The sequence below is a fragment of the Clostridium polyendosporum genome (genome assembly GCF_018332455.1).
Taxonomy (GTDB): Bacteria; Bacillota; Clostridia; order Clostridiales; family Clostridiaceae; genus Clostridium_AY; species Clostridium_AY polyendosporum.
The window spans coordinates 1-261 of the sequence record NZ_BOPZ01000105.1; the positions used below are offsets into that span (position 1 = coordinate 1).

The following is a 261-nucleotide window of genomic DNA, read 5'->3' on the forward strand; positions in this document are numbered from 1 at the left end:
CGTGTCGTGAGATGTTGGGTTAAGTCCCGCAACGAGCGCAACCCTTATTGTTAGTTGCTACCATTTAGTTGAGCACTCTAGCAAGACTGCCCGGGTTAACCGGGAGGAAGGTGCGTCACACCATGAGAGTTGGCAATACCCGAAGTCCGTGAGCTAACCCGTAAGGGGGGCAGCGGCCGAAGGTAGGGTCAGCGATTGGGGTGAAGTCGTAACAAGGTAGCCGTAGGAGAACCTGCGGCTGGATCACCTCCTTTCAAGGAA

The 261-nt window shown here is 55.2% G+C and carries 1 rRNA gene; it reads left to right on the forward strand.

Annotation, left to right across the window (positions count from 1 at the left end):
* A 16S ribosomal RNA gene (locus tag CPJCM30710_RS17610) occupies nt 1-254 on the forward strand; the annotation flags it as partial.
* Nucleotides 255-261 lie beyond the last annotated feature (7 nt).